Source organism: Halomonas sp. AOP7-E1-9 (assembly GCF_052376035.1).
In the GTDB taxonomy this organism is placed as follows: Bacteria; Pseudomonadota; Gammaproteobacteria; order Pseudomonadales; family Halomonadaceae; genus Vreelandella; species Vreelandella citrativorans.
In genome coordinates this window covers 44,516-69,115 of sequence record NZ_JBQSVC010000003.1, presented here as the reverse complement: position 1 = coordinate 69,115, position 24,600 = coordinate 44,516, and the positions used below count along the sequence as shown (strand labels likewise).

Annotated in this window: 22 protein-coding genes; 7 read left to right on the top strand and 15 right to left on the bottom strand. The window is 57.4% G+C overall.

Going from position 1 to position 24,600, the window contains the following annotated elements; genetic code table 11:
* Nucleotide 1 precedes the first annotated feature (1 nt).
* Entirely contained in the window at nt 2-994 is a 993-nt protein-coding gene (locus ACT3R4_RS02920) for an ABC transporter substrate-binding protein (protein WP_441677509.1), read from the bottom strand.
* A gap of 145 nt (nt 995-1,139) precedes the next feature.
* On the opposite strand from ACT3R4_RS02920, the gene ACT3R4_RS02915 reads away from it, so the two are divergent.
* Both ACT3R4_RS02915 and mtnK read left to right on the top strand, forming a co-directional pair.
* Nucleotides 1,140-1,895, top strand: coding sequence for a DeoR/GlpR family DNA-binding transcription regulator (locus tag ACT3R4_RS02915; RefSeq protein ID WP_441677511.1), 756 nt, complete (start codon nt 1,140-1,142; stop codon nt 1,893-1,895).
* A gap of 155 nt (nt 1,896-2,050) precedes the next feature.
* Entirely contained in the window at nt 2,051-3,328 is a 1,278-nt protein-coding gene (mtnK, locus tag ACT3R4_RS02910; protein ID WP_441677513.1) for an S-methyl-5-thioribose kinase, read from the top strand.
* A gap of 89 nt (nt 3,329-3,417) precedes the next feature.
* Here the strand turns inward: mtnK and ACT3R4_RS02905 are convergent, their stop codons facing one another.
* The 6 genes from ACT3R4_RS02905 to mtnB all read right to left on the bottom strand — a co-directional run bounded on the left by ACT3R4_RS02905 (nt 3,418) and on the right by mtnB (nt 9,105).
* A complete protein-coding gene (locus ACT3R4_RS02905) occupies nt 3,418-4,500 on the bottom strand; it encodes a substrate-binding domain-containing protein (RefSeq protein ID WP_441677515.1) in 1,083 nt (360 codons plus the stop codon).
* Nucleotides 4,501-4,542: 42 nt separating this feature from the next.
* Nucleotides 4,543-5,631 (bottom strand): ABC transporter permease, encoded by a 1,089-nt coding sequence (locus ACT3R4_RS02900; protein ID WP_441677516.1) that lies wholly within the window; start codon nt 5,629-5,631, stop codon nt 4,543-4,545.
* Nucleotides 5,567-7,060, bottom strand: a complete 1,494-nt coding sequence (locus ACT3R4_RS02895) for a sugar ABC transporter ATP-binding protein (RefSeq protein WP_441677518.1) — start codon at nt 7,058-7,060, stop codon at nt 5,567-5,569. The genes ACT3R4_RS02900 and ACT3R4_RS02895 overlap by 65 nt, the downstream gene beginning before the upstream one ends.
* A gap of 144 nt (nt 7,061-7,204) precedes the next feature.
* Nucleotides 7,205-7,753, bottom strand: coding sequence for a 1,2-dihydroxy-3-keto-5-methylthiopentene dioxygenase (locus ACT3R4_RS02890; RefSeq protein WP_441677520.1), 549 nt, complete (start codon nt 7,751-7,753; stop codon nt 7,205-7,207).
* 48 nt (nt 7,754-7,801) lie between these two features.
* Nucleotides 7,802-8,521 carry an acireductone synthase gene (gene mtnC / locus ACT3R4_RS02885; protein WP_441677522.1) on the bottom strand — a complete coding sequence of 240 codons (720 nt, stop codon included), beginning with the start codon at nt 8,519-8,521 and terminating at the stop codon, nt 7,802-7,804.
* Nucleotides 8,518-9,105 (bottom strand): methylthioribulose 1-phosphate dehydratase, encoded by a 588-nt coding sequence (gene mtnB / locus ACT3R4_RS02880; RefSeq protein WP_441677524.1) that lies wholly within the window; start codon nt 9,103-9,105, stop codon nt 8,518-8,520. The genes mtnC and mtnB overlap by 4 nt, the downstream gene beginning before the upstream one ends.
* A 139-nt stretch (nt 9,106-9,244) precedes the next feature.
* Here mtnB and mtnA point away from each other — a divergent pair, with 139 nt between their 5' ends.
* Entirely contained in the window at nt 9,245-10,261 is a 1,017-nt protein-coding gene (gene mtnA, locus ACT3R4_RS02875) for an S-methyl-5-thioribose-1-phosphate isomerase (RefSeq protein WP_441677526.1), read from the top strand.
* A 13-nt stretch (nt 10,262-10,274) separates the two neighbouring features.
* Here mtnA and recQ read toward each other — a convergent pair whose 3' ends face one another.
* The 7 genes from recQ to ACT3R4_RS02840 form a co-directional block, all read right to left on the bottom strand.
* The gene (recQ, locus tag ACT3R4_RS02870; RefSeq protein WP_441677528.1) at nt 10,275-12,095 is read right to left on the bottom strand and encodes a DNA helicase RecQ; all 1,821 of its coding nucleotides are present in this window, start codon (nt 12,093-12,095) and stop codon (nt 10,275-10,277) included.
* A 78-nt stretch (nt 12,096-12,173) separates the two neighbouring features.
* Nucleotides 12,174-13,034 carry a carbohydrate ABC transporter permease gene (locus ACT3R4_RS02865; protein ID WP_441677530.1) on the bottom strand — a complete coding sequence of 287 codons (861 nt, stop codon included), beginning with the start codon at nt 13,032-13,034 and terminating at the stop codon, nt 12,174-12,176.
* Nucleotides 13,031-13,915, bottom strand: coding sequence for a carbohydrate ABC transporter permease (locus tag ACT3R4_RS02860; protein ID WP_441677532.1), 885 nt, complete (start codon nt 13,913-13,915; stop codon nt 13,031-13,033). The genes ACT3R4_RS02865 and ACT3R4_RS02860 overlap by 4 nt, the downstream gene beginning before the upstream one ends.
* A 60-nt stretch (nt 13,916-13,975) precedes the next feature.
* The gene (locus ACT3R4_RS02855; RefSeq protein WP_441677533.1) at nt 13,976-15,256 is read right to left on the bottom strand and encodes an ABC transporter substrate-binding protein; all 1,281 of its coding nucleotides are present in this window, start codon (nt 15,254-15,256) and stop codon (nt 13,976-13,978) included.
* Nucleotides 15,257-15,274: 18 nt separating this feature from the next.
* Nucleotides 15,275-16,402 (bottom strand): ABC transporter ATP-binding protein, encoded by a 1,128-nt coding sequence (locus ACT3R4_RS02850; protein WP_441677535.1) that lies wholly within the window; start codon nt 16,400-16,402, stop codon nt 15,275-15,277.
* Nucleotides 16,403-16,551: 149 nt separating this feature from the next.
* Nucleotides 16,552-17,499 carry a hydroxymethylglutaryl-CoA lyase gene (locus ACT3R4_RS02845; RefSeq protein WP_441677536.1) on the bottom strand — a complete coding sequence of 316 codons (948 nt, stop codon included), beginning with the start codon at nt 17,497-17,499 and terminating at the stop codon, nt 16,552-16,554.
* A gap of 10 nt (nt 17,500-17,509) precedes the next feature.
* Nucleotides 17,510-18,715, bottom strand: a complete 1,206-nt coding sequence (locus ACT3R4_RS02840) for a CaiB/BaiF CoA transferase family protein (protein ID WP_441677538.1) — start codon at nt 18,713-18,715, stop codon at nt 17,510-17,512.
* Between the two features lie 150 nt (nt 18,716-18,865).
* Here ACT3R4_RS02840 and ACT3R4_RS02835 point away from each other — a divergent pair, with 150 nt between their 5' ends.
* The 4 genes from ACT3R4_RS02835 to ACT3R4_RS02820 all read left to right on the top strand — a co-directional run bounded on the left by ACT3R4_RS02835 (nt 18,866) and on the right by ACT3R4_RS02820 (nt 22,943).
* Nucleotides 18,866-19,768 (top strand): LysR family transcriptional regulator, encoded by a 903-nt coding sequence (locus tag ACT3R4_RS02835; RefSeq protein ID WP_192527892.1) that lies wholly within the window; start codon nt 18,866-18,868, stop codon nt 19,766-19,768.
* Between the two features lie 299 nt (nt 19,769-20,067).
* Nucleotides 20,068-21,054: a TRAP transporter substrate-binding protein gene (locus tag ACT3R4_RS02830; RefSeq protein WP_441677540.1), complete on the top strand. Its 987-nt coding sequence runs from the start codon at nt 20,068-20,070 to the stop codon at nt 21,052-21,054.
* Nucleotides 21,055-21,111: 57 nt separating this feature from the next.
* The gene (locus tag ACT3R4_RS02825) at nt 21,112-21,651 is read left to right on the top strand and encodes a TRAP transporter small permease (RefSeq protein WP_087111113.1); all 540 of its coding nucleotides are present in this window, start codon (nt 21,112-21,114) and stop codon (nt 21,649-21,651) included.
* Nucleotides 21,648-22,943, top strand: coding sequence for a TRAP transporter large permease (locus tag ACT3R4_RS02820; RefSeq protein ID WP_441677543.1), 1,296 nt, complete (start codon nt 21,648-21,650; stop codon nt 22,941-22,943). Before ACT3R4_RS02825 ends, ACT3R4_RS02820 begins: the two co-directional genes overlap by 4 nt.
* 57 nt (nt 22,944-23,000) lie before the next feature.
* On the opposite strand, the gene ACT3R4_RS02815 is transcribed toward ACT3R4_RS02820, so the two are convergent.
* Complete coding sequence (locus tag ACT3R4_RS02815; RefSeq protein ID WP_496203795.1) at nt 23,001-24,578, bottom strand: aldehyde dehydrogenase (NADP(+)); 1,578 nt, start codon at nt 24,576-24,578, stop codon at nt 23,001-23,003.
* Nucleotides 24,579-24,600: the final 22 nt, after the last annotated feature.

Below are 24,600 nucleotides of genomic sequence, written 5' to 3'. Positions count from 1 at the left end.
ATCAGCCGCCGAACAGGTCGCTAAAACGCTGCTTCAGGGCTTCTTCCTGCTCAAGCGCTTGGGCGATATCAACAGGCATCAGCTCGATGGTGTCGCGGGCGGGGAAGCCTTCTGGCGGCGTAACACCCGGGTGGGCAGGCAGATAACCCTGCTCGCTGACCAACTGCTGACCCTCTTCCGAGAGTACGAAATCGACAAACTTCTGAGCCGCGTCGACGTTCTTGGCACCGGCCATAATGGCGACGGGTTCAGTGACCGCGCTCACACCCTCTTCAGGGAAGACAAACTCGACCGGCGAGCCTTTGGCCGCTTCGCGGATGGGCAGGAAATCCACCACGATGCCGTAAGGCTTGGTGCCCGCTGCCACCGCGTTGAATACCCCGCCGTTACCGCCTTGGGCCTCGGTACGGTTGTCATGCAGGGCATCGTAATAGCTCTCACCCAGGTTGGGGTTCTCGCTAATCGCCGCCATATGAATCAGTGCAGCACCTGAGTAAAGCGGGCTTGGCATGGTCACTAAGCCTTCATATTCAGGCTTGAGCAGGTCCTGCCAGCTTTGCGGCTGCTCGTCAGCGCCGGTGTTATACACGATACCGGTGGTGATCAGTTTGGTGCCGTAGTAGAAGCCTTCGGGGTCAAAAAGCTCGGCATCAAAGGCTTCACGATTAGGGCTCAAATACGCCTGAAGCTGGTCTTCCTGCTTTAACGACTCCATGGTCATGCTGTCGGCGATCAGCAGCACATCCGGGTTACTGACTCCGGCGGAAAGCTCGGAGCGCAGGCGGGTCATCAACCGCGTGGTGCCGTCGCGTACCCACTCCACTTCGATATCCGGATAGGCTGCCTGGAAGGCATCGACCGTTTGCTGGGCATCGCTGTTGGGCTGGCTGGTGTAGAGCACGAGCTTGTCGTCGGCAACGGCGTTTGCCGAAAGAGCCAAACTTGCCATCGTGGTGGTAAGAGCAATGGCGGTGCAGAGTGAGCGCTTAAGCATCAGAAAGTCTCCAGTGAGTTGACCCTGCTCACACTACTGTCATCACCTTACAACATCGTGACAGTACCCTTTCGTTTGAAGGGGGAAAGCTTTCGTAAACACCGGAAAGCCTTTCGTTAATAAAAAAGAGGGAGATGAGTGCGGAATGAAAGGCTTAAACGAGCGTCGCCGAGCGCTGCTTGATCGGGTGCGCCAGGAGGGGCGCCATTCGCTGGAGGCGCTGGCCGGTCAGTTTGGGGTGTCAGTACAAACGCTGCGCGGCGATATTCGCTTTCTTGCCGAAAAGGGGATGGTGCTGCGTCGCCACGGCGAGGTGCTGCCGTTTCCCGACCGTGAAAATATCGGCTACGACCAGCGCCAGATCGTTAACGAAACCGGAAAACGCCATATTGCGCGCCAGGCCGCTTCGCTGATTCAGCACCATCAGTCGCTTTTTCTAGGTACCGGCACCACCGTTGAGCAGCTCGCCGACGCGCTGCACGATAAAAAGGGCCTGCATATCATGACCAATAACCTTCATGCGCTTATCAAACTATCCGCTATGGAGTGTGAGATGGTAGTGGCGGGTGGCCGGGTACGTCGCCGGGACCAGGACGTGATTGGTGGCGACGCGTGGCGCTTTTTTCAACGCTACCGGGCGGATGTAGGCATTGTCTCGGTAGGCGGCATGGATGCTCACGGCAACCTTTTCGATTACAACGACGATGAGGTTATGGCGCGTGAAGCGCTGTTAGCCAATGCGGCTTTGCGCGTTCTGGTGTTGGATAGCACCAAGTTTGATTTACCGCTGCGCTGTGCGGCGGGACAACTAGCCGATTATGACGCGGTGATTACCGACGTGGCGCTCCCTGACCGATTACGCAGCCCTCTTGCTGCGCAGGGCGTTAGGTTTTTGATATGAGCAGTTTGATATGAACAGTTTGATATGAACAGTTTGATATGAGCAGGTATTAAGGTGGTCGGCGAGGTAGCCGCAGCCGATAGGCGCTGGTATCTATTTGACATTGGCTCTCAGGTGATGACAAATACCCAAAAAATTTGCTTGAGGAGCACGCTGTGGAAAACGGTCAATCAGAAGCGGCCTTGCGTTATGAAGCGTTATCCGTAGATACGCTGGCAACGCGGCTGGGTGATGTACACGAAGTAGCCAGCCGGGTAGGCGGCGAGCCCGCGAGCTGGGAAATTCGTGAGGTGGGCGATGGCAACCTGAACCTGGTGTTTATCGTGACGGGCACAGCAGGTAGCGTGGTGGTCAAGCAGGCGCTGCCCTACGTTCGTATGGTGGGCGAAAGCTGGCCGCTGCCGCTTTACCGCGCCCATTTTGAGTATTACGCCCTGGTGCGCCAGGCCAAGCGTGCCCCAAACATTGCGCCGGAGGTGTTTTATTTCGATAAGCCCCAGGCCCTGTTTGTGATGGAGTATCTTTACCCGCACACGATCTTGCGCCGTAAGCTGATTAAAGGTGAACGCGTGGCTCGCTTGGGGGAGACCATCGGCCAGTTTTGTGCGCGCACGGCGTTTCGCGGTTCGGAGCTTTCTCTGCCAAGCCCAGAGAAGAAGCAGGATGTGGGGCTGTTTTCGGGTAACGTGGCGATTCCTGCGATTACCGAATCATTGGTGTTCACCGATCCTTATTACGGCGCCGAGATGAACCACCACACGCCGGAACTTTCGCCAGTGGTGGACGAGCTGCGCCGCAATGTGCGCTTAAAAGCCAAGGTTCAGCGGCTATTGATGAAGTTCACTGCCAACACTGAAACCATGCTCCACGGTGATTTGCACTCGGGCTCGATCATGGCGACCGATACCGACGTGCGCGTGATCGACCCTGAGTTTTCTCAATACGGGCCGATGGCGTTTGATCTGGGAATGGCCGTGGCCAACTTCCTGATGGCGTACTTCAGCCAGCCTGCCCACCGCAAGGATAACGTTCTGGCTACTTATCAGGCGTGGATTCTCGAAGTAATCGAGGCGTGCTTCACAAGCTTTGATGCCGAGTTCCGTTACTTATGGCAAACCGAGCGCACCGGCATTCTGTTCCCCAGGACGCTGTTTGAAGAGCAGGGCAACAGTGCGGACGACGCCTGCGATGCGCTGTTGGATGAGATTCGCCTGGATGCGCTGGCCTACTGCGGTATCGAGATGCACCGCCGGGTGCTGTCACTGGCCCATAACGCCGACTTCGAAGAGATCGAAGATACTGCCCTGCGCGCCCGGCTAGAAGCCCGCAATGTGTTGATGGGCCAGGCGCTTATAATGAACCCTGACGCGGCTCGTGAGGTACCTGCGCTTATTGAACTGGCTCAGGCGTATAACCGTCAGGATGTTCTATAAACGGCATTCTATAAAAGACGTGCTATAAAAAAGCCGCGGACACTAGGCCCGCGGCTTTTGAATGGCTGGTGGTTTACCACTGGGCAAGATTAACGCTCAGGCAGGGCCAGCCAATCAGCCAGTGCTACCTCGGCATGGGAGAACTGCGGCATATTTTCACCCAGCGTCTCCATGTTGGTGATGGCGTTATCGTTCAGGAAGTCTTGGGTAATCAGCGTGGGCGGCACGATAACCTGCTGGCTGGGCTCTTCACCGGCCATTAATAGCGCTAGCGTCCGTACCGAGACTTCGCCCACCACGGTTGGGTTGGTGGCAACCGTTGCGGCCCAGGGCGAGCCGGGCTCACGCATGGCGGCAATGTCGGACGTGGAGATATCGGCTGAATAAATAGCGATATCCTCACCCAGACCCATTTCATCCACGGCTATTTTCACGCCCGCTGCAAACTCATTGTAGGGCGCGAAGAACACATTAATCATCGGATTGGCCTGAATCACCGCGCGGGCCTGATTGGCAACCGAGTTGGCGATCGGGTTATCCAGGGTGCCAAAAACTGCGGCTTCGGTCACACCTGGGTGAGCTTCTTTAAAATCTTCCCAAGCGGCGTTGCGGCGATCAAGCGGCGCGATACCAGGCACGTAAACATAGCCTGCGGCAAAGCTGTCACCGTTATCCTGTAGCGCTTGGTTAAGCACCAACTCGCCCAGTAGATAATCGGACTGCTCGACTTGCGGGATGGCGGGGTTATCCACTTCCACATCGAATGCGACAACATCAATGCCCGCCTCTACGGCGCGCTGAGCGGCATCTTTCATGGACTCCGGCAGTCCGTGCTGAATGATGATGCCATCTACGCCGAGCGCGATAGCCTGGTCCACCATATCTGCCTGCAGGGCCGCATCTTGGCGGCTATCCAGCACGCGCAGGTTCACGCCCAGCGCAGCGGCTTGCGCCTCTACACCCGACAGATAGGCTTGGAAGAAGTCGCCCGTGGAGATATAGCGGATAAGCGCGATGGTGACATCTTCCGGCGCATCGAAGGGTGCCGGGCGCTCTTCGGCCGTTGCAAGGCTCGTTCCCAGTAGCGCCATGGCGGCGGTAAAACTGACCGCAAAACGTTTGAGCATACGGTGTTTAAGTGCAATGTTTTTAAGTACAAGGTGTTTAAGCATAGCGGTGTCCCGGTTGTTAACATTTTTAGCGTTGAAGCGTTATTAATAACGGCCTGATTGGCCACGCCGTGAGGAGAGGTAAAAGGTGAACATGAGTGCCACCACCAATACCGCGCCTTTAACAAAGTCCTGCGTGTAGTAGGGCGCATTCATCATCGTCATGCCTTGAAGAAGTATCCCCACAAAAAGTGCGCCCATGGCAGTGCCAAACGCGTTGGGGCGTGCAGCACCTAGTACGGCAAAGCCAATTAGCGCGGCGGCCACGCTATCCAGCAGCAGGTTATTGCCGCTGGCAATATCGCCCCGGCCTAAACGGGCGGCCAGCAAAATACCGCCAATCGAGGCGGTAACACCAGAAATCATGTACGCCGCGATCTTGTAGCGCTCCACCGGCGCGCCCACCAGAGCGGTCGCACGCTCATTGGAGCCAATGGCATACATCAGCCTGCCGTGACGGGTAAAGCCCAGAAACAGCCAAATAGCGACCGCAATCAGAACAAACACCACCACCGGCACCGGAATCAAACGCTCCAGAATAAGGTCAAACCGGTGCCTGCCTAGCCACAGAAACGCCGCCGAGAACGTGCCTTCTGCGGTGGAACCATCGGCCAGCGACATACCGGTGGCGATAGAGTTGCCCTGGGTAGGAATGCGCTGAAGGCCAATCAGCAAAAACATCATGCCCAGGGTGGCCAGCAGGTCAGGGATGCGGAACTTGACGATCAGAAGACCGTTAATAAGCCCGATGAAAGCCCCCATCAAAAGACACACAGCCACGGCCACATAGGCGGGCTGTTCGAGGACGACCATACAGTACGCGGCCAGCATCAACGACGTGGTGGCCACGGCACCAATGGATAGATCAAACCCGCCCACCACTAGCGTGGTGGTCACGCCCAGCGCCAGAATACCGGTAATCGCCACAGACTGAAGTACAAATACCGCCGAACGCGGGTTCGCAAAGCCAGAGGCCGCCAGGCTGAAGTAAACCACCAGCGCTACCAGCAGCAACAAGAAACCGTAGCGAATGGCTAGCTCTAGGTAGCGAGCTTTCGCGGCGCTGGCGTTAGGCTTTTCCGGAGGCCTGGGCGACGAGGGCGTTGAGGTCGATATCTCGGTTGGATTGCTCACCGGCAATGGCTCCTTCATGTAACACAATAATTCGGTCAGCGATTTCAATCGCCTCGTCTAGTTCAGAAACAAACACCAGGGTGGCGCGACCTTTGGCGGTTGCCCGGATATGGCGGCCTATATCCTGTCTTGCCCCGATATCCACGCCTTGAAAGGGCTCATCCAGCAGCAACACGCGGCTGGGCGATTGAAGCCAGCGCCCGATCATGACCTTTTGCTGGTTGCCCCCGGAAAGCGTGCCAATCGAATCCGCGTGGGATTGGCAGACAATCCCCAACTGGGCAATCATCTGTTCGGTACTGGCGCGCTGCTGACGGGCGCTCAGAAACGCCCCACGGGTAAAGGCTTTTAAAAACGGCAGCGTCATATTGTCGGCGATATTAAAATCCCCAATCACGCCGTTGGTCGCTCTGTCTTTTACCGACATGAACACACCCCGGGCAAGCGCTTCACGTACATTGGCGGGCGCATAGGGCTGCCCATCGACCTGCATGATGCCGCTCGTTAAAGGACGCAGCCCAAACAGGGCCTCGACAAGCGCCGACATTCCACTGCCCAGCAGGCCGGTAAACGCGACGATTTCGCCGTCACCTACGCTCAAACTGATCGGCGCTGCCCCTTTAGCCAGTTCGATATTTTGCAGCGTTAGGATAGGCGCGCCCGGTGTGGCCGGTTCGATATCAGCATTATTGATCGCTTGGCCCAGCATGGCGTGCACGGCGGCCGTGAGATCCAGCGGCGCTTGATCAAATACGCCGGAGATCTGGCCATCGCGCAAGCAGATGATGCGATCCGCCAGGCGCCTGATATCGGACATGCGGTGGGAAATATACACAATCGCCACGCCCTGGGCGCGCAAGCGATCGATCACCGTAAACAGGCGCTCGGCTTCGGTAGCGGAGAGCGATGAGGTCGGTTCATCCAGAATCAAAAGCCTGGGCGCATGGGCCATGGCCCTGGCAATGCTGATCATCTGCCGGTCGGCCACCGAAAGGTCGGCAACGCGGGCGTTAAGGTCGATATCCAGGCCCATGGCATCGGCAACTTCGCTTGCCTGCTGGCGAAGCTTCTTGGCGCTGACCCATAAGCCGTGCGCGCCGGAGGCTAATCTATCCAGCATCAGGTTGTTGGCGACGTCCAGGTCGGGGATGACGCCGTCATCGATGGATTGATGTACGGTCACCACGCCCTGGTGAATCGCCTCACGCGCATCGCGCGGGCAGTAGGGCATGCCGGCAAGCTGCATCTGGCCGTGGTCGGCTGCGTGGTAGCCGCTAAGTACCTTAACCAGGGTCGACTTGCCTGCCCCATTGGCGCCCATCAATACGACGACTTCGCCAGCATTGATATGCATATCAATGCCACGCAAGACCTGATTGTTGCCAAAGGATTTATGAATCCCCTGGATATCAAGCACGCTCGCTTGCAAGACGTTTCTCCTTGGTAGACATACGCTGTGAAGGGCGCAAGATCATCGGTAACGGAAGTTGGAAAGTCAATCGCTGTGGCAAGCCATGTCGGGCATATAAAAAAAGCGGCGGATTTTGAATCCGCCGCTGATGCATCCGCCCGTTTACAACTGATCAATCCGGTCAAACTTGCCGGCGATATCGCTCTCGGTCCAGTGGGGCACCCAGCCTTCTACGTTGTCGAAGAAACGCAGCGCGGTAAATTCAGGCGCGGGGCCCATATCGAACCAGTGGGGCGTGTTGGCGGGTACGCTGATCAGGTCGTTGCGGGTGCACAGCACCTGATACACCTTGTCTTCGATATGCAGGCAGAAAAGCCCTTGGCCTTTGACGAAAAAGCGCACTTCGTCTTCATTATGGCGATGCTCGTTTAAAAACTTCTGACGCATGGCATCCTTTTCAGGATGCGTAGGTACCATGTGCAGCACATCCACCGTCTGGTAGCCGCCTTGGGTTTTCAAGCGTTCGATGTCGTCCTGGTAGAGCGCCAGAATATCGTCCTGGGTAGCGTCGTCGGCGATCTCGCCCGGCGTTGCCCAGCGCTCAAATAGCACGCCTACACGGTTGAGCTCAGCTTTGATCTGCTCGCCGTCGGTAATATCGACCAGCGCATTGTTCGGGTCTTGATCGGCAAATACTTTAAGTTGTGACATTGAGGCGCTCTCCGCTAGCTAATACTTGAACTGTTAAAGGCTAAGTTGTTAGAGATTGATCTCATCGAAGCTTGTCACGCAAGCGTGCTGCGTACCAGCCTGAGTACCTTCACGCACCAGTTGTAGCGTTTGCATTCCCGCCTGCTTGGCGGCATCAAGCTCTTCTACCACATCGGATAGGAACAGGATTTCGTCGGCGGGAAGCTGTAGCTTGCTGACGATGTGCTGATACGCCAAGGCTTCGCGCTTATGACCGATATGCGTATCGAAATAGCCGCTGAACAGCGGCGTTAAATCGCCCTCTGTGCTGTAGCCAAACAGCAGCTTTTGCGCCTGCACGGAGCCTGACGAGTAGACGTAAAGCTGCTTGCCGGCTTCTGCCCACTGACGAAGACGCGGGGCAACATCGCCATACAGATGCCCTTTAAAGGCGCCACGCTGGTAGCCATCAGCCCACATCATGCCCTGAAGCGCTTTGAGCGGCGTAACTTTTTGGTCAGTTTCGATCCAGTAGAGCAGGGTTTCAACGACTTTATCCAGCGAAGCGTCCGGTTCCTTGAACTCATTGCGTACCGCGTCTATCTGCTCTTCCACATCAGGTTGGGCCGAGTGGGTGTACACGTACTCGGGCAACTGATCATGAGCGTAGGGGAACAGCACCTTATGCACAAAGCTGATATCGGTGGTGGTGCCTTCGATATCGGTGACCACGGCGCGAATACTGGTGTTATCAAGATCTGGCTTATTAACATCTGGATGATTGATCATTTGGACCACCGGCTCTCTTCAAGGACACAGGCAAGTAAAAACTCAATGGCTTCCAAATGGCGGCGACACTCGGCAATGCTGCTGCCCACGGCATAAATACCGTGGCCCGCGACTAGAAAGCCCCAAGGCATCGGCCAACCTTCCCGTACGTGGTCGGCCAGCTCGCTCATATCCTGGGAGTTGGGTACCACCGGCAAGTGAATGGTGGCGTCATGAGTGCTATTACCCTGTAGCGCCTTTTGCATTTCAAAGCCGCTTAGCGCAATGCCTTCAGGAAAACGACGCGAAAGGACGGTGCTTGCCACGGTGTGGGTGTGCAGTACGCAGCCAATCTGTTCGTCCATCCGATAAAGTGCCGCGTGAAGGTCACTTTCCGCACTGGGTTTGCCGCTGCCTTCAAGTACGCGCCCTTCAAGGTCGCAAAGCAATAAGTCATCGGCTTGAATGCGCGTTTTATCACGGCCCGAAGCGGTGACCAGATAACCTTGCGGCACTCGGGCAGAAAAATTACCGCCCGTGGCGGGCGTCCAGCCTTGCTGGGCCGCCCAAGAGATCGCTGCTAGCAGTTCGTCTTGTAATATCATCGTAGGGTCAGTATCGCGTCGCTTTCAAAGGCCTTCATTCTATATGATATGCTCCGCGGCTGATAAGCCACGCGCCGTATTCGTTCTTTCCAAACGATCTTTCCATACGTTCTTTATCGCAGTACTCAAGGAGCCCCTGATGCCTCATCTTCAGTCACGCAGTTTACGGGTGTATACCGACTCGCTTGAGTACCTGGATCAGACTCGCCTGCCGCAGGCGGAAACGTGGGTACGCTGTGCAAGCCCAGAAGATTGGCAGGTGGCGGTAAAGAGCCTGGCGATTCGCGGCGCGCCATTAATCGGCCTGAGTGCGGCTTTTGTGTTGGCGCAGTATGCCGCGCAACATCCAGGGCAGGAGAACGAATGGCAGCTGGTAAGTGATCGCTTACGTGCCACGCGCCCCACGGCGGTTAATTTGATGTATTGCCTGGATGCCATGGAGGCCTGCTTTGCTCAAGGACCGGCTGCGCTTTCTGAGCGCGCTGCCGCGCTGTTTGAAGAGGACCGCGAGCTGTGTTTGCAGATGGCCGAGCGCGGCGCGGACTTGCTGGCAGAGGACGAGCGAGTGCTTACTCACTGCAACACCGGCGCCCTGGCCACGGCCGGGGTCGGCACGGCGATTGGCGCGCTGGCGGTGTCCAAGAAACGCGGCGTAGCGCTGCATGTGTACGTTAACGAAACCCGCCCGCTGCTTCAGGGCGGCCGATTAACCGCCTGGGAAATGGCCGACCTGGATATTCCATATCAACTGATTGCCGACAGCATGGCGGCAAGCCTGATGGCCGCCGGCAAAGTGGATAAAGTAATGGTCGGCGCCGACCGTATCTGCGCCAACGGGGATTTCGCCAATAAAGTGGGCACTTACATGCTGGCAGTGGTCGCTAACTACCATAAGGTGCCGTTCTACGTAGTGGCGCCCTACACCACGGTAGACAAGGCCTGCGCCACCGGCGATGACATTCCGATTGAGCAGCGCGACGCCGCTGAAATACGTGGAGCCACCGGGGCATTCGGGGAGGTCGTCTGGGCGCCGGAAAATGCGCCGGTGTGGAACCCGTCTTTTGATGTTACGCCCGCCGCGCTAGTCACCGGCTGGGTGCTCGATACCGGCGTGTTTGACCAGGCTGCTATCGCCCGTGGCGAGCACTGCCGGTAAACGGTCTCTGCATTTAAAGCGTGGCATCCGCGTGGGTTTGAATCACCGCTAGAAAGCCTTCGCCATAATCCTCAAGCTTGCGGGCGCCAACGCCAGAGATAGCGCCGAGTGACTGCAAACTATGCGGCTTCTGTTCGGTCATTTCGGCAAGCGTGGCGTCGTGGAAGATAACGTAGGCAGGCACGCCCTGGGCTTCGGCAAGCGCTTTGCGGTGCTGGCGCAGGGCTTCCCACAAAGGGCCGTGGCCGGGTGCCGCCGAATTGCTCTTGCTGCCGCGCCGGGCGGCCTTGGCTTTGCTGGGCTTGCGCAGGGTCAACGACTGCTCGCCGCGTAGCACCGGCTTGGCGTTTGCCGTTAAGTGAATCCCGCCATGACCTTCCATATCCACGCTTAGAAAGCCGCTGGTGATCAATTGGCGAAACAGCGCCTTCCATTCGTTGGCCGAGAGGTCCTTGCCGATGCCAAAGGTGCTGATCTTGTCGTGACCAAAGCGGGTGATGCGCTCGTTGTTTTTGCCCAGCAACACGTCCACCAAGTAGGTGACGCCGAAGCGCTGCTCGGTGCGGTAGACACACGACAACGCTTTTTGCGCGGCCACCGTGGCGTCCCAGGTCTCAGGCGGCGTCAGGCAGTTGTCGCAGTTACCGCAGGGCGCATCCAAATGATCGCCGAAGTAGTGCAAAAGCGCCTGGCGGCGGCAACTGATGATTTCGCAAAGCCCCAGCATGGCATCGAGCTTTTGCTGCTCGATACGCTTCTGGTGATCATCTGCGCTGGAGTTCTGCTGCATCTGACGCAGCGTAATCACATCCTGCAAGCCGTAAGCCATCCACGCATCGGCGTGGAGACCATCACGCCCGGCGCGGCCGGTTTCCTGATAGTAAGCTTCAATGCTCTTGGGCAGGTTGAGGTGGGCGACAAAGCGCACGTCCGGCTTGTCGATGCCCATACCAAAGGCGATGGTGGCCACTACCACCACACCATCTTCGCGCAGAAAACGCGTCTGGTGATGCTGGCGCTGCTCGGCGGGAAGTCCAGCGTGATAGGGCAGCGCGGTTAGCCCTTGGCGCTCAAGCCAGGCGGCGGTGTCATCTACCTTGCGCCGAGATAGGCAGTACACAATCCCGGCTTCGCCTGCGTGGTTGTCGCGGATAAAGCGCAGCAGCTGCTCACGAGCGTTGCCCTGATTTTCAGCGATATGGTAGCGGATGTTGGGGCGGTCAAAGCCGCTGTTATAAAGCGCCGCATCTTGAAGCTGCAGATGCTCAACGATATCGCCTCGCGTGGGTACATCGGCGGTGGCAGTTAGCGCAATGCGTGGCACCTGGGGAAAGCGCTGATGAAGCTGAGAGAGCTGGCGGTACTCGGGGCGGAAGTCATGGCCCCATTGGGAAACGCAGTGGGCCTCATCAATCGCAAACAGGGCAATCCTGGCCTGTTCCAGAAGCGCCTGCATACGCGGCATGGCAAGCCGCTCGGGAGCGACATACAGAAGATCCAGTTCGCCTGAACGCAGGCGATTCTCCACCTCGACCGCCTCATGGTAATCAAGGCTGGAGTTAAGATACGCAGCGCGTACGCCGTTCTGAACCAGTGCCGCCACCTGATCCTGCATTAACGCGATCAGTGGAGAAATCACAATGGCGGTGCCGTCGCGCAACAGCGCAGGAATCTGGTAGCACAGTGATTTTCCACCGCCGGTGGGCATCAATACCAGTGCATCGCCACCGGCAACCACATGATCAATAATCGCCTGCTGCGGGCCGCGAAAGCTGTCGTAGCCAAAGACTTCCTGCAGCACCGTGAGGGCCGCCGGGTTGGGTTCGCCGTGCATCCTCGCTCTCCTTTTTACCGAGCGGGGATTGTCGCACGAAAAGCCTCTTACGCGTTGATTAGGGTTTTCGTACTAAGCCTAACGGATACCAGCCCGCAAAAATGACTGCACAAACTGGCGCTGAAAGAGCAGAAAAGCGATCAACAACGGCGCGATGCTGAGCAGCGTTGCCGCGCTGACGGTGGCCCAGTTAACCCCCGTTTCCGGGGCAGAGAATACGCCCAAGCCAACGGTTAACGTGCGGCTTTCCACCGAGTTGGTGACCACCAGCGGCCATAAAAAGTTGTTCCAGTGGTGGCTAATGGAAACCAGTCCATAGGCTAGGTAGGTAGGCTTGGCCAACGGTACGTAGACCTTCCAGAGAATTTCCAGCCAGTTGCAGCCCTCAATACGAGCGGCATCTTCAAGCTCGCGGGGAATGGTCTTAAACGTCTGGCGTAATAGAAAAATGCCAAAGGCACTGGCCACATAAGGCAGACCAATACCGGTGATGGTATTGATTAACCCCAGCTCGCTGGCGATACGGTAGTTCTCCACGATCAGTACTTCGGGAAAGACAAACAGCTGAATCAGCACCAGCATAAACAGCAGGTTTTTACCCGGAATGGGAAACCGTGCAAAGGCAAAAGCGGCCAGCGTACACACCACAAATTGGCCCAATACCACGCCGGTAACCAAGGCAAAGGTGTTGAAGTAATAGCGGGCGAAGGGCGCCTGGGACCAGGCGTTAACGAAGTTATCCAGCGTCAGCGGGGCGAATAGATCAAAGCGCACCATAAATTCGCTGGGGTGGAAGGCCGCCCAAAAAGCGTACAACAGCGGAAAAATCCAAATCACCGCCAATAGCCACGCCGCCAGAGTTTCAAGCGATGGCAGTGATAGTTGGCGAGATCGAGGCGCAGGCTTTTTGGCGCTTGAGTGTATTGTCGTTGAACTCATTGGTAGTGCGTCCTGCGGTCCAGAATCGTGAACTTCAGCGTGGCGACCACCGCAAGTACCAGCAGAATCACCACTGTGATGGTGGCCGCTGTGGTGCGATCAAAAAACGAGAAGGCATTTTCGTAGACGTAATACAGCAACAGGTTGGTCGCGTTATTGGGGCCGCCCTTGGTCAAAATAAACAGGTGATCAACTACGCGTACCGCATTGATTAGCGCGTTGATCAGCACAAACAGCGTGGTGGGCATCAAGAGCGGAAACGTCACTCGCCAGAAGAAGCTCCAGCGGCTGGTTCCTTCAAGATCGGAGGCTTCTTTTAGCTCGGGCGGAATGCCTTGAAGCGCCGCGAGATAAAAAATCATAAAAAAGCCGGCTTCTTTCCAGACCGACATCACCATCACCGAGCCCAGCGCGACGCTTGGGTCGCCCAGCCAATTCACCCCGGAAAACCCCAACGCCCCGAGCAGCTTGTTAAACAGGCCAATTTGCGGGGCGTAGAAAAACATCCAGATATTGGCGGCGGCAATCATGGGCAAAATAGTTGGTGTGAAGTAGGCCATACGCACAAGGCCGCGCCCCGGTAGTTTGCCGTTGACGAACAACGCCATACCCAACGCCAAGGCGATGGAGGCGGGGATTGTGCCCAACGCGTAGATCAAGTTATTGCGCGCCACCTTCCAGAACTTGGCGTCATCGAACAAAAAACGATAATTCTCAAGCCCGACAAATTCCGGCGGGGCACCGCGAAAGCCGGGCAGAAACAGGCTTTGAATCACGGTCGTAATCGTGGGTAGGTACGCAAAAGTGGCTAACAGCACGGCAGCGGGCAGTAACAGCAGCGCGCCATACATCTGCATTTTGTGGTGGGCGGTTAATGCCATGGGGAACGGCTACTTATAGGAAGCGCCGGGGCGAACCCCGGCGAATGGGTAAGAAAGGGCTTAACGTGCGTAACGCCGCAGTATGGCGTCCGCTTCCTGCTGGGCCTGGTTAAGCGCGGCTTCCGGTTCCATCTGGCCGGTTAATGCTGCCTGAACGGCGTTATCCAGCGTGCGACGAATGCGGCCACCCTGATAGGTGGAAAGCTCGGCAGTACCGTATTCCAGTTGGTCGCGGGCAACGGCGGCGGGCGGGAAGCTCTCCACGTATTCGCGCAGCGCGTCAGTCTCGTAAGCGGCGGGGCTAACGCCCATGTAGCCTGTTTCAATCGACCAGTCGGCGGCGCGTTCGGGTGCGGTCATCCAGCGGATAAACGTCATCGCAGCGCGCTGCTCCTCTTCAGAGGCATCTTTAAAGACGTAGAAGTTGCCGCCGCCGGTGGGGCTGCCGCGCTGGGTGTTCATGGGCAGCATGGCGACGCCAAAATCAAAATCGGCTTCATTGCGCACGGCGGTTAGATTGCCGGTGGTATGCCACATCATGGCGGTAGATTGCTCAAGGAAGTTCTGGCGCAGCGTGCCCCATTCGATGGTGCCATCCGGCATGGCGTCATGTTCGGTTGCTAGCGATACCCAGTACTCAAGCGCTTCAACGGCGGCGGGATCATCAAAATAGACCTCGGAGCCATCTTCGCTCATCAAGCGGTGGCCGTTCTGAAATGCGAACGCCTGGAACATCCAGTACGGATAGCCGGTAGACGGCACCATCACGCCCCACTGCTCACCGTTGGAGGCTTCACGAACCGTTGCCGCCATCTCGGCCATTTCCTGCCAGTTTTCTGGCGGGGTTTCAGGGTCTAAACCGGCCGCTTCAAAAGCGTCCTTGTTCCAAAACAGCACAATGGTAGAGCGTTGGAAAGGAATGCCGTAGGTGTTGCCATCCAGTTGGCCGTTTTCCATCAAACCGGGGTAGAAGCTGTCGAGCCAGTCGCGCTCTTCATCGGTTTCGACCAGATCATCGAACGCCACGATGGCGTCCTGCTCAACCAGTTCGTAAAGATCAATCGAGAACATCACCGATAGCTGCGGTGTATCGCCTGACTCAATTGCCGACATGGTGCGCACGCGGGTGTCGTCATAGTTGCCGGCGTAGATGGCTTCTACCGAAATGTCGGGATGCTCGCTCTCAAACTCGGCCACTAAGCCATCAATGACGTTAGTCAGCGCGCCGCCCACTGAAACCGGGTAGTACATGGTCAGGTCAACGGTATTAGCGTTGACCTGGGTGGTGCTTAACATGCCAGCCACAAGCGCGGTGGTAGCGAAGGGGATACGCAAACGCATAAAAAGACTCCACGAATATCAGTGTTGGAAAGAGCCCACCGCCGGTGGACGAGAAACGACGCGAGGCGAGCCTGGTAACGCACTTGGCAAAACGCTATCCAGACGTAACCCGTTATTTGCAAACAAGTGGGCGTTTTCTGGCGCCCAATAGAGCCGACAAGTGCCGTCAGTCAGTGCGGGTTTGCCGTTGATGCGTACGCGCAGGCTGTGTGCACCCACCGCCACATGGACAATCGTGTCGGCGCCTAAATACTCCTCGCTAAGTACGGTGGCCAGCACGCCTGGCTTCGACGCCGGGCGCAGCTCAATATCTTCCGGGCGAATGCCTAGCTGACCGCCAACGGCTTCCAGCGGCGCGACCGTGGTGGTTGGCTCGCCGTCGATAACAGCGCCTTGGTCGCCTTTAACAAGTGGCAGCAAGTTCATGGCAGGGCTCCCTATAAAGCTAGCGGCAAAGGCGCTGGCTGGCTGGTTATAAAGCGCGTCAGGCGACCCGTCCTGAACGATGCGGCCGTGCTGCATCAGGATCACGCGGTCTCCCATGCTCATGGCCTCGACCTGATCGTGGGTCACGTAAATCACCGTCATGTTCAGGCGGCTTTGTAGCGCCTTGATTTCGCGGCGCATATCGCTGCGCAGCCGCGCATCCAGGTTGGAGAGCGGCTCATCCATCAAGCAGATCGGGTGTTCAGAAATAATCGAGCGGGCCAGCGCCACCCGCTGGCGTTGGCCGCCAGAGAGTTGGGCAGGTTTACGGTTCAGGTAATCGGTAAGGTCGACAAGCTCAGCCACCTTGGCCAGCCGCTCGCGCTGTTCAGCTTTGGGCACTTTGCGGCTGCGCAGGCCAAACACGATATTGTCGGCAACGCTTAGATGCGGGAATAGCGCATAGGATTGAAACACCATGCTTAAGCCACGGTCACCCGGCGGCAGGCGCGTAACGTCACGCTCACCAATATGGATCTGCCCGTCGCTTGCCTCTTCCAGGCCCGCAATCATGCGCAGCGTGGTCGACTTCCCACAACCTGAAGGGCCCAGCAGAATGACAAACTGGCCGGGCGTCACGTCGAAGGAAATCTCATCGACCGCAGCGGTCGCACCCCACCGCTTGGTGACGCGATCCAAGCGGATTCGCGATTGATTCATAACACACATCACCAGCTGTTGGTTATTGTTGGTCAGCTTGCGTTGAAGGTGTTGCTGTTGTGTGACGTTTATATGGCAAAGTTGTGTCGGGTAATAGTTATATAGCTCTTTTAGCTAAAGATCTCAATGTAGCCCGAGAATAGTGCCGTTCATTGTTGAAGAGCTGATGCTGGCATCGCATAACGCCGGGTCGATTTACCCGCTTTCACCACCTGCCCCGGTACCTCATGGCCGATAAGCTCGGGGAGAGTAGCGGCGACGTTAAGCAGGGCGTCCAGGTCAACACCGGTGTTCACGCCCATGGCTTCGAACATATGCACTAAATCTTCGGTGCATACGTTGCCGGTGGCGCCGGGGGCAAAGGGGCAGCCGCCCAGGCCGCCGAGTGCTGAGTCGAAGCGGGTAATCCCTGCCTGCCAGGCTGCCAGGGCATTGGCCAGGCCCATGCCGCGAGTGTTGTGAACATGTAGGGTAAACGGCGTTTCGGGCCAGCGCTCAAGCACCGCTTCACACAGACGTTTGACCTGAGCTGGGTTGGCCATGCCGGTGGTGTCGCACAGCGTGACACCCTGGATGCCCAGCGCAATCAGCTGTTCAACCAGTTCCAGTACCCGCGCTTCGGGCACTTCGCCTTCAAAAGGGCAGCCGAACGTGGTGGAGAGCGAGGCGTTGATAAACACGCCGCTGCCCTGAGTCACGTCCAAAATAGCCGCAAATTGTTCAAGAGATTGCTCGGGCGTCATGCGCAGGTTAGCAAGGCCATGGCTATCGCTTGCCGACATCACCAGGTTGATCTCATCAACGTTGCAGGCAAGTGCGCGTTCTGCACCTTTTACGTTAGGTACCAGCACGGTGATGTCCACGCCTTCACGGCGCTGAATGCCGGTAACAACGTCGGCGGCATCGCGCAGGTTGGGAATCGCCTTGGGGGAAGTAAACGACGTCGCTTCGATGCGCTTGAGGCCTGTCGTGGAGAGTGCGTCAATCCAGCGGATTTTGTCCTGTGTGGGTACAAAACGCGCTTCAATTTGCAGGCCGTCACGGGGGGCGACTTCATTGATTTCGATTCTCAAAGGGCAGGGTGATAACTGGCTCATAACAAACTCCTTAAATGATGCCTGCTTGGCGCAGTTTGGTGCGGGTTTCTTGATCGATACCCAGCTCGTCCAGTACGGCGTCGGTATGCTGACCGAGGCTCGGGCCGCCATTGCCCAAACGCCCAGGCGTGGCGCTTAGCTTGGGCAGTACGCCGGGCACTTTGAGCGGTTGGCCATTGGGGCGGGTAAGGGTTTGGATCATCTCTCGCGCCAGGTAGTGAGGGTCAAAGGCGATATCTTCAGCGGTATAGGGGTAGCCGGCGGGCACCCGGGCATCGTCCAGGGCTTGTAGAATGACATCGCGCGGGCGTTCTAGCGTCCAGGCTTCAATGGCTGCGTCAATCATGGTGGCTTGCCGGCTGCGCCCATCGTTATGGGCAAGCGCTGGGTCGCTTCCTAAATCCTCGCGGCCAATCACGCCCATCAAGCGTTTAAAGATGCTGTCGCCATTGCCGGCGATGAGCACGTAGTCGCCGTTCAGGCAGCGGTAGGCGTTTGAAGGCGTAATGCCGGGAAGGGCGCTGCCGCTGGGCTCGCGGATCTGGCCGCTGGCATCAAACTCCGGCAGCAGGCTTTCCATCATGGCAAACACTGATTCATACAGCGCGACATCAATTTCCTGGCCCAGGCCGCTGCGGTCGCGCTCTTGAAGAGCCAACAAGGTGCCGATCACCGCGTAAAGGGCGGAAAGCGAGTCGCCGATGCTCACGCCCACCCGCACGGAGGGTTCGTCCGGCTGGCCGGTAAGGTAGCGCAGCCCACCCATTGCTTCGCCAATTACGCCAAAACCGGGCTTGTCGCGGTAGGGGCCGGTCTGCCCGTAACCCGAAATATGCACCATGATCAGCCGTGGGTTGAGGGCTGATAACGCTTCCCAACCTAGCCCCCAACTTTCAAGCGTGCCGGGGCGAAAATTCTCCACGACCACGTCTGCCTCGGCGGCAAGCTGGCGCACCAGGGCCTGGCCCTCTTCGCTGCGTAAGTCCAGCGCCACTGAGCGCTTGTTGCGGGTCTGCACGTGCCACCAAAGCGAGGTGCCGTCTTCAATCATTCGCCATTTGCGAAGTGGGTCGCCGGTGCCGGGCGGCTCAATCTTGATTACGTCAGCGCCAAACTCACCCAGCAGTTTGGTGGCGAAGGGGCCGGCAATCAGCTGGCCTAGCTCAAGTACTTTTAGGTCCTGTAAGGGAAGCTTACGCGCTTCAGGAGCGTTCATTAAGGCTCTCCTCTACTTGTCGTTATTCGTAGTGAGCGCCAGCATGGGGCAGCCGTTTAGAGGCGACAATTAGGCAATGGGTAACAAAGGGTTCGTGGCTGGCGAAGGTATGCGCTAGCATGGGCAGACTGTTAGTTAAGAGATTTGATCATGCGCCGCTTCGACTTTGTCACCCTTAAACTGTTTATTTCTGTGGCAGATGAAGGACGCCTGACGGCAGCGGCCGAACGTGAGCATTTAGCGCTTGCTGCGGTGAGTAAGCGGATTAGCGACCTTGAGGCGCTGGTCGGGACGACGTTGCTTTATCGCCGCCCCAGAGGCGTTGAGCTAACCCCCGCTGGCCAAGCGTTTCTGCACCACGCTCGACGCATTATGGATAATATCGAGCGCCTGGAAGCGGAGCTAAGTGAATATGGCGAAGGGGTGCGCGGCCATGTGCGCATCCACTCCAACACCTCGGCCATTATTGCGTTTCTTCCCCAGGATCTCAGCACTTTCTCTCACCACTATCCCGATATTAAAATCGACCTGCAGGAGCGGGTGAGTAGTGAAATTGTGGCCGCCGTGCGCGATGGATTGACCGATATCGGCATCTTCGCGGGGCATGTCGCGGCACCTGACCTCCAACAGCTTTCGTACCGGAATGACCGGCTGGTATTGGTAACGCCTGGCAATCACCCGCTGGCGGCGCGTGAAAGTATTGCCTTCAATGAGGCGCTCGACTTCGATTTTATCGGCCTCCAGCAGGATGCCTCGCTGCAAGCACTACTGCATGAACAAGCCAATATTGCTGGCAAGGCGTTACGGATGCGCATTCAGGTGCGTAGCTTCGATGCCATTTGCCGCATGATTCATCACGGGATGGGCGTGGGCATACTGCCTGAAAAGACCATCTATCGTGAATTGGGCGATCTGGAGTTGAACAGTATTCCGCTTAGCGACCCCTGGGCGCAGCGCGAGCTGGTGATCGGTATGCGCCGCTACGCCACCCTACCGGCCACTGCCCGTCATTTAGTGGATCATCTGGTTAAGGCTGAAACGACGTCTTCTTAAAGGCTACGCGTCCCCTTTCGGGTTCGCGTTTGGAGAAAGCTCATTAACATTCTGAGCCCTCCCTTATCGGCTAGCCCTGAACAAACCTGGCTAACGACTGCCGGTGCTTCTCCATCTTTAGTCGTATGCTGTTTTACGAGAGCCCTCAAACGCCCACTGTCATGGAGTCTCCAGCCATCGTATTTTGCGAAGTCAGCCTTCTCGAACGTCGATTTGAGCGTATCGGCGGCTTGTTTCAAGATCGATAGAACAACATCGCACCATTCTGCCTATAACGACAAATTGAGAGAGTACATCTCATGCAAAAATCACTACTTGCCACGCTCACTGCAGTAGGCATTTTAGCGGTTGCTCCCTTCGCGCTGGCCAACCCGATTGAAATTCAAGTTAACAACACCATGAGTGAAGGCGGCTCTGAAAGTGCTGCGGTTGAACGCTTTGCGGAGTACCTGGAAGAGCAGGCGCCGGGGCGTTTCAACGTGCGGCCTTTTCTCGCGGGTTCCCTGGGCGGTGAAGATTCCGTACTGGAGCTGCTCAACCTGGGCCAGACCCAGCTTTCACTCACCGGTGGCAACTGGCGCCAGCAATATGCGCCGGAGTACGACGCCATTACCGTGCCCTTCCTGTTCACGACCTGGGATGAGGTAGACAGCTATATCGATAGCCCATCGGGCCAGACGCTGATCGAACAGGCAGAACAGCAGGGCGGCCTTAAGTTTCTGGGTGTTCAGCACCGTGGCCCACGTCATATGACCGCCAATAAAGAAATCCATACGCCAGAAGATTTGCAAGGCTTCCGGCTACGCCTGCCGTCACTGCCGATCTGGCTAGAGGTCTGGGAGGAACTGGGCGCGCAGGTAGTGAACGTGCCCGCGCCGGAAATCTATCTCGCCATGCAGACCCGCCAGGTTGATGGCCATGAAAACTCCCTCTCTTCGCCCTACACGCGGCGCCTGTGGGAAGTGCAGGACTACCTCATTACCACCAGCCACGTGCAGTTCCCCTGGAGCTGGGTTGCCAGCGCGCGTTGGTGGGACGGCTTGGAGGAAGAGGATCAGGCGCTGATTTCTGAGGCGGTTGATGTCGCTCGTGCCTACGGCACCGAGCAGGAGCTCGAACTGGATGATTTTTATCTGGATGCCCTTCAGGAAGAGGGTATGACGGTTGTCCAGCCGGATACTGAAGCCTTCCGTGAAGCGGCCATGCCCGCCATTGATCGTGTGCTGTCAGAAATGGCCGACGGTGTACGCGACGACGCTATCAGCGCGAGCCAAGCAAGCGACTGATCATCACCAGGTGGCGGCATGATGATGCCGCCACCGTCTTAGGTAAGGAGTTATCTTGTGGATGGAGCACTGCCACCCGCAAACGGAGCCGATCGTTTGGCTTTTTATACCCTGCGCTATGTCACTCGCCTATGCGATGCCGTGGGTGTAGCGCTATTAGTCGGCATTTTAGGCTTGATCGTGGCCGCCGTGGTTGCCCGCGATTTGCTCAACTGGGGCATGCCCTGGAGCGAGGAAGTCGTCTCGCTGCTGGCTATTTACGCCATTGGTTTTGGCTCGATCTCCGCTTGGGTGCGCAGCGACCATCTGGTAGTGGACCTGTTTAGTCACCGGCTGAGTGCGCTGGGTCATCAGGTGCAGTATCGGCTGACGGCCATTATCTCCGTCGGTTTTTTTGTGCTGGCGAGCTGGGGCGCCTGGATCATGTCCGATATGAGCGCCAACAATAAAACGGTCTCGTTGAGCATCAGCTTCTCCTATCTCTATTACGGCTTGTTATTCAGTTTTGTTGCCATGGCGCTGATCGCCACTTGGCAAACCTTACGCGGTCCCGTTACGTGGTTGAATAAGCCCGCGCACGAGGAGATAACGCCATGATGGAACTTGCGATATTCGTCGGCGGGCTGCTGCTGTTAATGATGATCGGCCTGCCTGTGGTGGTGTCGATTGGGGTTACCTCGTTTATTGCCCTAGCGGTAACCGGGGCCGGTGGCTTGCCGGTTGAGCTGCTTTCACTGCGCATGGTGCAAACGCTTAACAACTTCACCTTGATGGCGATTCCGCTGTTTATCCTGGCGGCCAACATCATGAACCTGGGTTCGACCACCACCCGGATATTTGATTTTGCGACGGCTCTGGTGGGCTGTACCAAAGGCGGGCTGGGTCACGCCAACGTGGTGGCAAGCTCTATCTTTGCCACCATGTCCGGCACGGCAGTGGCCGATGCCGCCGGGCTTGGCAGTATCGAAATCAAGGCGATGAAAGAGCGTGGTTATGCGCTCGACTATACGACCGGAATTACCGCGGCTTCGAGCGTGGTTGGCCCGATTTTACCGCCTAGTATCGCGCTGGTGGTTTACGGCTGGCTCGCCAATGTAAGCATCGGTGGGCTCTTTATGGCGGGGCTTGTGCCGGGTATTTTGATGGCGCTGCTGCTTATGGGCATGACCGTTTTACTCGGCGCCACGGGGAAAGTCGTGATGCCCGCTCCCGTGCCTTTTGATGCAGGCGAAGTCGTACGAACCGGCAAGCGGGCCATTTTGCCCTTGATGATGCCTGCAATCATCGTTGGTGGTATTTGGGGCGGCTTTTTCACACCGACAGAAGCCGGCGCGATTGCCTCGCTGTATGCGGTGATACTGGGTGGGGTGATCTATCGTGACTTGAGTTTGAAGAGCCTGTACGACGCGTTTCGGCGCACGCTGATGTTCAGCGCGGTCATCCTGCTGATCATTGCGGTATCAAGCTTTTATGGCTGGATTCTGGTGCGTATGGGCATTCCCCAGGCGCTGGCCGGTCAAGTGGCCAGTGTCGATATGCCCACTATTGCGCTGTTGATTTGCTTTGCGCTGTTCTTCTTGCTGATCGGCTGCTTTATGTCGGTGATAGAAAGCATCCTGATCTTTACACCCATTGTGGTACCGGCGGCGTTGAGTGCCGGTTTGGACCCGGTGCATTTCGGTATCGTGATGGTAATTACCCTATCGGTTGGGGTGATTACGCCGCCGTTCGGCACGGTGCTGTTCATGATGGTAGGCATTACACGACTGCGTTATGGCCAGGTGGTCAAGGCGGTACTACCGTTTTTGCTGCCTATTATAGCGACCATATTATTGTTGATTGCTGTGCCAGGATTGGCCACTTGGCTGCCAGGGGTGATGGGCTATTGATATAAGAATTGCCTCGCTGGTTTAACCAGCGAGGCAATCGTATGAACAGGCAGGCTGTTAGCCCTCGCGCTTACCATCCACCAGTCGCGAAACCTTAAAAGGATTATCGTCGCGCAATGCTTCAGGCAGTAAGCCAGCAGGCAGGTCCTGATAGCAAACGGGGCGCAGGAAGCGATAAATCGCGGCGCTGCCGACAGACGTAGTGCGGCTGTCGGACGTTGCCGGGAACGGTCCTCCATGCACCATCGCGTGGCCCACTTCGACCCCGGTCGGCCAGCCATTGGCCAGGAGTCGGCCGGCGCGCTGCTCAAGCGTGGGCAGAAGTGATTTTGCGGCCTCCAGGTCGCCATCGTCCATTTGCAGGGTAATCGTCAGCTGACCTTCGAGCTGGTCGGCAACACGCTGCATCTCCTGCACGTCAGCGCACTCAATGACCAGCGAGGCAGCGCCGAAGATTTCGCCCTGAAGCGCGTCATCGTTAAGGAAATTCTGAGCGCTGGCTACAAATAGCCCCGGTTGACAGCTATACGGGCCGCTACCTGACTGACCACGGGCCACTTCCTTGACGCTTGGCTGGCCCGAAAGGGCGGAGACACCGCTTTGATACGCCTCATGGATGCCGGGCGTCAGCATCGTTTGGGCGCCGCTGGCTTTAACGGCTTCCCCAGCGGTAGTGATAAACGCATCCAGGTCAGCGCCTTTAAGGCCAATGACCAGACCAGGGTTGGTGCAGAACTGACCCGCGCCCATATTCAGCGAGGCAACAAAGCCTTCGGCAATCTTGTTGCCGCGTGCTTGCAGTGCCTCAGGGAACAGGAATACCGGGTTGATGCTGCTCATCTCGGCATAAACAGGAATAGGCTCGGGACGCGCCTGGGCAGTCGCCATCAAGGCCATGCCGCCGCTGCGCGAGCCGGTAAAACCAACCGCTTTAATACGCGGGTCTGAGACCAGCGCCTGGCCAATATCGCGACCTGAGCCGAACAGCAGCGAAAACACCCCTTCCGGCATGTTGCACTTGGCCGCAGCGCGTTGAATAGCGCGGCCTATCAGCTCAGAAGTGCCGGGGTGGGCAGAGTGGCCCTTGACCACCACCGGGCAGCCTGCTGCCAGTGCCGAGGCGGTATCGCCCCCTGCTACGCTGAAAGCCAATGGGAAGTTGCTGGCACCGAACACGGCCACGGGGCCAAGCGGAATATGGCGCTGACGTAAGTCGGCACGCGGCATGGGTTGGCGATCAGGCTGGGCCGGGTCGTGGCGTAAATCCAGCCATTCGCCCGCACGTACTACCGAGGCGAACAGCCGCAGCTGACCGCAGGTCCGGCCTCGCTCGCCTTCAAGGCGCGCTTCAGGCAGGCCCGTTTCGGCCACGCCGCGCTGGGTCAGGTCAGCACCAATGGCCTCAATTTCTTCGGCAATGGTTTCCAGGAAGTGAGCGCGCGCTTCAAGTGAGGTTTCGCGGTATTGATCAAACGCCGCTTCGGCAAGCTGGCAGGCTTTTTCAACCTCGGCGCGGCTACCACCGGGGTAACGTGGTTCCAGTGTTTTGCCGGTGGCCGGGTTAACGGCAACAATATCGGCTTGAGTACCGGTGACGGCCTGTTGACCGATAAGTTGTGTGCCTTGCAGTGTCATAAAACCTCCTGTGTGGATATAT

What these genes read in the sequence shown, in the direction of transcription:
- mtnA (WP_441677526.1), top strand. Translation starts at nt 9,245, where the DNA reads ATGCCTCATCTTCAGTCACGCAGTTTACGGGTGTATACCGACTCGCTT.
- ACT3R4_RS02860 (WP_441677532.1), bottom strand. Translation starts at nt 13,915, where the DNA reads ATGGCATTAACCGCCCACCACAAAATGCAGATGTATGGCGCGCTGCTG.
- ACT3R4_RS02815 (WP_496203795.1), bottom strand. Translation starts at nt 24,578, where the DNA reads ATGACACTGCAAGGCACACAACTTATCGGTCAACAGGCCGTCACCGGT.
- ACT3R4_RS02915 (WP_441677511.1), top strand. Translation starts at nt 1,140, where the DNA reads ATGAAAGGCTTAAACGAGCGTCGCCGAGCGCTGCTTGATCGGGTGCGC.
- ACT3R4_RS02840 (WP_441677538.1), bottom strand. Translation starts at nt 18,715, where the DNA reads ATGAACGCTCCTGAAGCGCGTAAGCTTCCCTTACAGGACCTAAAAGTA.
- ACT3R4_RS02905 (WP_441677515.1), bottom strand. Translation starts at nt 4,500, where the DNA reads ATGCTTAAACACCTTGTACTTAAAAACATTGCACTTAAACACCGTATG.
- ACT3R4_RS02850 (WP_441677535.1), bottom strand. Translation starts at nt 16,402, where the DNA reads ATGAATCAATCGCGAATCCGCTTGGATCGCGTCACCAAGCGGTGGGGT.
- ACT3R4_RS02865 (WP_441677530.1), bottom strand. Translation starts at nt 13,034, where the DNA reads ATGAGTTCAACGACAATACACTCAAGCGCCAAAAAGCCTGCGCCTCGA.
- recQ (WP_441677528.1), bottom strand. Translation starts at nt 12,095, where the DNA reads ATGCACGGCGAACCCAACCCGGCGGCCCTCACGGTGCTGCAGGAAGTC.
- ACT3R4_RS02890 (WP_441677520.1), bottom strand. Translation starts at nt 7,753, where the DNA reads ATGTCACAACTTAAAGTATTTGCCGATCAAGACCCGAACAATGCGCTG.
- ACT3R4_RS02855 (WP_441677533.1), bottom strand. Translation starts at nt 15,256, where the DNA reads ATGCGTTTGCGTATCCCCTTCGCTACCACCGCGCTTGTGGCTGGCATG.
- ACT3R4_RS02845 (WP_441677536.1), bottom strand. Translation starts at nt 17,499, where the DNA reads ATGAGCCAGTTATCACCCTGCCCTTTGAGAATCGAAATCAATGAAGTC.
- ACT3R4_RS02830 (WP_441677540.1), top strand. Translation starts at nt 20,068, where the DNA reads ATGCAAAAATCACTACTTGCCACGCTCACTGCAGTAGGCATTTTAGCG.
- ACT3R4_RS02820 (WP_441677543.1), top strand. Translation starts at nt 21,648, where the DNA reads ATGATGGAACTTGCGATATTCGTCGGCGGGCTGCTGCTGTTAATGATG.
- ACT3R4_RS02835 (WP_192527892.1), top strand. Translation starts at nt 18,866, where the DNA reads ATGCGCCGCTTCGACTTTGTCACCCTTAAACTGTTTATTTCTGTGGCA.
- mtnC (WP_441677522.1), bottom strand. Translation starts at nt 8,521, where the DNA reads ATGATCAATCATCCAGATGTTAATAAGCCAGATCTTGATAACACCAGT.
- ACT3R4_RS02920 (WP_441677509.1), bottom strand. Translation starts at nt 994, where the DNA reads ATGCTTAAGCGCTCACTCTGCACCGCCATTGCTCTTACCACCACGATG.
- mtnB (WP_441677524.1), bottom strand. Translation starts at nt 9,105, where the DNA reads ATGATATTACAAGACGAACTGCTAGCAGCGATCTCTTGGGCGGCCCAG.